1 protein-coding gene is annotated in these 261 nt (G+C 66.7%); it reads right to left on the bottom strand.

From position 1 onward, the window contains the following. A partial coding sequence (locus AC0L3U_RS39610) for an MFS transporter (protein ID WP_473365151.1) occupies positions 1–224 on the bottom strand: 224 nt, incomplete at its 3' end. Positions 225–261 lie beyond the last annotated feature (37 nt).

The following is a 261-nucleotide window of genomic DNA, read 5'->3' as shown; positions in this document are numbered from 1 at the left end:
ACAATGAACACACACAGGCTGACCTTCATCATCGCGCCGACTCCGAACCGATCGGCGAGTGCGCCCGCCAGCGGCGCGACCAGGGCCAGCGGCAGCAGGAAGCCGGAAACCACCCAGGGAAACAGGGTGGTGTCCTGCATCTGGGCGTTGATCTGCGGCAGGATGGTGCTGACCGCCGTGCTGTCCATGGCGGCAAGGAACAGCGCGACGAGCACGGCGACCACACTCAGCGGGTACTTCCCTGCCCCGGCCTCTGGCGAG

The sequence above is a fragment of the Bradyrhizobium sp. Kon69 genome (assembly GCF_055807515.1).
This window is presented reverse-complemented; position numbering and strand designations above follow the sequence as displayed.